At 65.8% G+C, this 5,338-nt stretch carries 5 protein-coding genes; all 5 read left to right on the forward strand.

Annotated features, from left to right (window positions below):
* Window positions 1–117: 117 nt before the first annotated feature.
* The gene (locus EOD07_RS21130; RefSeq protein ID WP_127236841.1) at window positions 118–441 is read left to right on the forward strand and encodes a YnfA family protein; all 324 of its coding nucleotides are present in this window, start codon (window positions 118–120) and stop codon (window positions 439–441) included.
* Window positions 442–444: 3 nt separating this feature from the next.
* The gene (locus tag EOD07_RS21135; RefSeq protein WP_127236842.1) at window positions 445–1,410 is read left to right on the forward strand and encodes a small ribosomal subunit Rsm22 family protein; all 966 of its coding nucleotides are present in this window, start codon (window positions 445–447) and stop codon (window positions 1,408–1,410) included.
* Between the two features lie 590 nt (window positions 1,411–2,000).
* A complete protein-coding gene (locus EOD07_RS21140; RefSeq protein ID WP_127236843.1) occupies window positions 2,001–3,491 on the forward strand; it encodes a replicative DNA helicase in 1,491 nt (496 codons plus the stop codon).
* 228 nt (window positions 3,492–3,719) lie between these two features.
* Window positions 3,720–5,123, forward strand: coding sequence for a DNA repair protein RadA (gene radA / locus EOD07_RS21150; protein WP_127236844.1), 1,404 nt, complete (start codon window positions 3,720–3,722; stop codon window positions 5,121–5,123).
* Between the two features lie 42 nt (window positions 5,124–5,165).
* A partial coding sequence (locus EOD07_RS21155) for a CvpA family protein (RefSeq protein ID WP_206519515.1) occupies window positions 5,166–5,338 on the forward strand: 173 nt, incomplete at its 3' end.

Raw genomic sequence — 5,338 nt, forward strand, 5'->3', positions numbered from 1 at the left:
GGGGGCCCTTGGCCCCGCAAAGCCGATCCGCCGCAAGAAGGTTGAATAGGCGCCTAATGCTGCTTGCCATTGTGGCCTGACGCCACGAAAAAAGGTCTCGTTCGCGAGACCTTTTTCATGACCTACCTCATCTACACCGCAGCCGCTCTTGCCGAGATCGCCGGCTGCTTCTCGTTCTGGGCGTGGTGGCGGCTGGAGAAGTCGCCGCTCTGGCTGCTCCCCGGCCTCGCCTCGCTGGCGTTCTTCGCGTTCCTGCTGTCGCTGGTCGAGACGGACGCGGCGGGCCGCGCCTACGCGGCCTATGGCGGCATCTACATCGTGGCCTCACTCGGTTGGCTGTGGCTGGTCGAGGGCGCGCGCCCCGACCGCTGGGATCTGGCGGGCGCGGCGCTCTGCATCGTCGGCGCCTCCGTCATCCTGCTCGCGCCGCGCGGGGCCTAAAAGATGGAACTCCCCGCTCAATTACGGCAAGGCGTCGACGGCCTCCTGGAGAAAGTGCCGTTGCCGGCGCTGAAACAGGCGGCGCGGACGCTCTCGGAGCGCTACCGCGCCGAGTTGCGCGACGGCCGCCTGCATATGGGCGAGGAGATGGCGGTCAAGGCCTATCTGGCGACAAGGTTGCCCGCCACCTATGCCGCGGTCCGCGCCAGCGTCGACGCGCTGGCCGATGTGCGACCGGATTTCCAGCCGAAGACCTTGCTCGACATCGGCGCCGGGCCTGGCACCATGCTTTGGGCCACGGCAGACGCCTGGCCGAAGCTGGAACAGGCGGTTCTGGTCGAAGCAAGCGCTGCCGTGCGCAAAATCGGGCAGTCGCTCGCAGCCGGCACAATCGCCGCCCGCGCCGAATGGGTTGCCGGCGACGCCACCATCGATCTCGACGGCACCAAGCCCGCCGACCTCGTCAGCATCGCCTATGTGCTCGATGAGGTCGCGCCGGCTTCGCTGCCGAGGCTCGTCGGTCGCCTCTGGCAGTTGACCGCCGACACGCTGCTTATCGTCGAACCCGGCACGCCCGCCGGCTGGCAGCGCATCCTTGCCGCGCGGCAACAACTGATCGAAGCCGGCGCGCATATCCTGGCGCCCTGCCCGCACGCGGCGCCCTGCCCGCTCAAGCCACCCGACTGGTGCCATTTTTCGCGACGCGTCGCCCGCTCGCGCCTGCATCGTCTCGTCAAGGAAGCCGACGTGCCGTGGGAGGACGAGAAATTCATCTATCTCGCCGCCTCCCGGCAGCCGGCGCGGGTGCGCCCGGCACGGGTACTCGCGCCGCCCAAAGGCGGCTCCGGCAAGGCGGTGCTGAAACTCTGTCGGCCCGACGGCAGCGCCGGCGAGCGGTTGTTCAGCAAGCGCGACGGGGAGGTTTTCAGGACCGCGCGGCGAGCGGACTGGGGCGACACGATAGATTGAACTGGGTGGGCCGACGACATCAGGGGAGGCCGCGCCGTCGATGCCTTGGCAGAGCCGCAACTTTGGAGGTTAGCCGAAGCGCCTAAACTTCGTCATCCACGGGCGGAGCGACGCGAAGCGGCGCACAGACCCGAGGATCCATTCCGTGACCTCACGCGAGAATAAAAACGGTGCAGAACAGAACCGTTCTGAACCGCCGCAACGCTCACAGGTAACGGCATGGATCCTCGGGTCTGCGCGCGCCGCTTCGCTCCTTGCTCCGCCCGTGGATGACGACTTGACGGATGTTTTCGACTAATCTCGGACGGTTACGGTACCATTCGCGACGGACTTTATCGGTTCATCCGTGAGCCTCCCCAACGGCAACCAGTTCGCCAGATTGTTCTTGCTTCGTTCCATTTTTGCAACTAAGAATCACGACTTGCCGAGTCAACTGGAATCGGGCCACCGGAATACTGTCCTGTGGATGGTTTTCCGTTCCTGTGAACATTGGGCATCAAGCGGGTTGGGCCGAGGAGTGTTGCAGAAAGGTCAGCACCGAATCTTCCCGTTCTGATATCGAGGAAAGCGGGATCGAAATCGGGGATATCATGGCAGAGGCGGCACTGAAATTCGGCGCGGCGGAAACGCCGCTTTATCGCGAGGCCCCGAACAACATCGAGGCCGAGCAGGCGCTGCTTGGCGCCATCCTCGTCAACAACGACGCCTTCTACCGGGTTTCGGATTTCCTCAAGCCGGCGCATTTCTATGAGCCGCTGCACCGCCGGATCTTCGAGGTCGCGGCCGAGCTTATCCGCATGGGCAAGATCGCGACGCCGATCACGCTCAAGACCTTCCTGCCGGCCGACGAGAAAGTCGGCGACATGACGGTGGCGCAATATGTCGTGCGGCTTGCCGTCGAAGCCGTCACCGTCGTCAATGCGACCGACTATGGCCGCGCCATCTACGACCTCGCGACGCGCCGCGCGCTGATCACCGTCGGCGAGGACATGGTCAACATCGCCTATGACGCGCCAGTCGACATGTCGCCCTCCGAGCAGATCGAGGACGCCGAGCGTCGGCTGTTCGAGCTCGCCGAAACCGGCCGCTACGATGGCGGCTTCGAGAGCTTCAACGATGCGGTCAAGACCGCCGTCGACATGGCCAATGCAGCCTATATGCGCGACGGCCACCTGTCCGGCATCTCCACCGGCCTGCGCGACCTCGACCGCCGCATGGGCGGCCTGCAGCCCTCCGACTTGATCGTGCTCGCCGGGCGCCCAGGCATGGGCAAGACCTCCTTGGCGACCAACATCGCCTTCAACATCGCCGAGGCCTACGTGCCGGCGCAGCAGGCCGACGGCACGTTCAAGGCCGCTAATGGCGGTGTCGTCGGCTTCTTCTCGCTGGAAATGTCGTCGGAGCAGCTCGCCACCCGTATCATCTCCGAGCAGACCGAGATTTCGTCGTCAAAAATCCGGCGCGGCGAAATCACCGAGAAGGATTTCGAAAAACTCGTCGCCTGTTCGCAGACGATGCAGAAGATCCCGCTGTTCATCGACCAGACCGGCGGTATCTCGATCGCGCAGCTCTCCGCCCGCGCGCGACGCCTGAAGCGGCAGCGCGGCCTCGACCTCATCGTCATCGACTACATCCAGCTGATGCAGGGCTCCTCCGCGCGCGCCTCGCAGAACCGCGTGCAGGAAATCACCGAGATCACCACGGGCCTCAAGGCGCTTGCCAAGGAGCTCGGCGTGCCGATCATCGCGCTGTCGCAGCTGTCGCGTCAGGTCGAAAGCCGTGACGACAAGCGCCCGCAGCTCTCGGACCTGCGTGAATCCGGCTCCATCGAGCAGGACGCCGACGTGGTGCTGTTCGTCTATCGCGAGGAATATTACCTCAAGAACCGCGAGCCGAAGCTCGGCACCGAGGAATACGTCAAGTGGGAAAACGAGATGAACGAGGCGCGCGGCAAGGCCGAGTGCATCGTCGCCAAACAGCGCCACGGACCGACCGGCACCGTCAGCCTCGCCTTCCATGGCGAGTTCACGCGGTTCTCCGATCTGGCCGAGGAGCATCACCTGCCGGAGAGGTTTGAGTGATCTCTTGAGAAAGGCCTCGTTCCTTCACACCCCCCTCTGGCCTGCCGGCCATCTCCCCCGCAAGGGGGGAGATTGGCTGTCGCTTTGGCTTTCGCCAATCGTAGACGTTGCAAGATGGGTGCCGGCGCCAAAGCTGCTGATCTCCCCCCTTGCGGGGGAGATGGCCGGCAGGCCAGAGGGGGGTGCTGTCCCGCCGACCTCCGGCAATTGGCGACCGGCACACCCCTAATGGCCAAATCGCGCGTTCAGTTCATCTGCCAGAATTGCGGCTCGGTGCATCAGCGCTGGGCCGGCAAATGCGATGCGTGCGGCGAGTGGAACACGCTGGTCGAGGAAGGCACGGCCGGCGGCATCGGCTCGGGGCCGGCCAACACGCGCAACGCCCGCAAGGGCCGCGCCGTGGTGCTGACCAGTCTCGCCGGCGATATCGAGGACGCGCCACGCATCGTGTCGGGGATCGGCGAGCTCGACCGCGCCACCGGCGGCGGCTTCGTGCGCGGCTCGGCGCTGCTGGTCGGCGGCGATCCCGGCATCGGCAAGTCGACGCTTCTGACGCAAGCCGCCGCGGCGCTCGCCTCGAAGGGCCATCGCATCGTCTATGTCTCGGGCGAGGAAGCGGTGGCGCAAATCCGATTGAGGGCACAGCGCCTCGGCGTCGCCTCGACGCCGGTGGAGCTTGCCGCCGAAACCAATGTCGAGGACATCCTGGCGACCATCGCCGACGGCAAGCGGCCGGACCTCGTCATCCTCGATTCCATCCAGACGCTGTGGACCGACCTTGCCGATTCGGCGCCGGGCACCGTCACCCAGGTGCGCGCCGCCGCCCAGGCGATGATCCGCTACGCGAAATCCACGGGCGCCGCGATCGTGCTTGTCGGCCATGTCACCAAGGAGGGCCAGATCGCGGGCCCTCGCGTCGTCGAGCACATGGTCGATGGCGTGCTCTATTTCGAGGGCGAAGGCAACCACCACTTCCGCATCCTGCGCACGGTGAAGAACCGTTTCGGGCCGACCGACGAGATCGGCGTGTTCGAAATGTCGGACAAGGGCCTGCGCGAGGTCTCCAATCCGTCGGAGCTTTTCCTCGGCGAACGGCACGCGAAATCGCCGGGCGCGGCGGTTTTCGCGGGCATGGAAGGCACAAGGCCGGTGCTGGTCGAGATCCAGGCGCTGGTTGCGCCCTCCTCGCTCGGCACGCCGCGCCGCGCCGTCGTCGGATGGGACGGCGCGCGGCTGTCGATGGTGCTCGCCGTGCTGGAGGCGCATTGCGGCGTGCGCTTCGGCCAGCATGACGTCTATCTCAACGTCGCCGGCGGCTACCGAATCTCGGAGCCGGCGGCCGATCTCGCGGTCGCCGCGGCACTGGTTTCGTCGCTCACCGGTCTTGCCCTTCCCGCCGATTGCGTCTATTTCGGCGAAATCAGCCTATCGGGCGCCGTGAGGCCGGTCGCGCATGCGCAGCAGCGCCTCAAGGAAGCCGAAAAGCTGGGTTTTGGAAGCGCGGTGCTGCCGATCGGCAGCGAGGAAGTTGCCGGGGGGATCGGGGCCGGCGCGTTCCAGCCCACCGAGCTTGCCGACCTTGTGGCGCGCATAGCCGGCTCACGGCGCGGCCGTGCCGACGACGAGGAGTGACGCGGCTCGTCGGGCCGCAAGACAGGAAGTGGGGCGAGAACCATGCCGATTACGCTGCTTGACGGAATCCTCGTCGGCTTCACCCTGGTCTCAGCGATGCTCGCCATGGTGCGCGGCTTCTCTCGCGAAGTGCTGTCGGTGGTTTCCTGGGCGGCGGCGGCGGCGGCCGCGTTCTTCTTCTACAAGCCGGTCCTTCCCTACGTTCAGCCTTATAT

The organism is Mesorhizobium sp. M2C.T.Ca.TU.002.02.1.1 (assembly GCF_003997225.1).

What these genes read in the sequence shown, in the direction of transcription:
- EOD07_RS21130 (WP_127236841.1), top strand. Translation starts at nt 118, where the DNA reads ATGACCTACCTCATCTACACCGCAGCCGCTCTTGCCGAGATCGCCGGC.
- EOD07_RS21140 (WP_127236843.1), top strand. Translation starts at nt 2,001, where the DNA reads ATGGCAGAGGCGGCACTGAAATTCGGCGCGGCGGAAACGCCGCTTTAT.
- radA (WP_127236844.1), top strand. Translation starts at nt 3,720, where the DNA reads ATGGCCAAATCGCGCGTTCAGTTCATCTGCCAGAATTGCGGCTCGGTG.
- EOD07_RS21135 (WP_127236842.1), top strand. Translation starts at nt 445, where the DNA reads ATGGAACTCCCCGCTCAATTACGGCAAGGCGTCGACGGCCTCCTGGAG.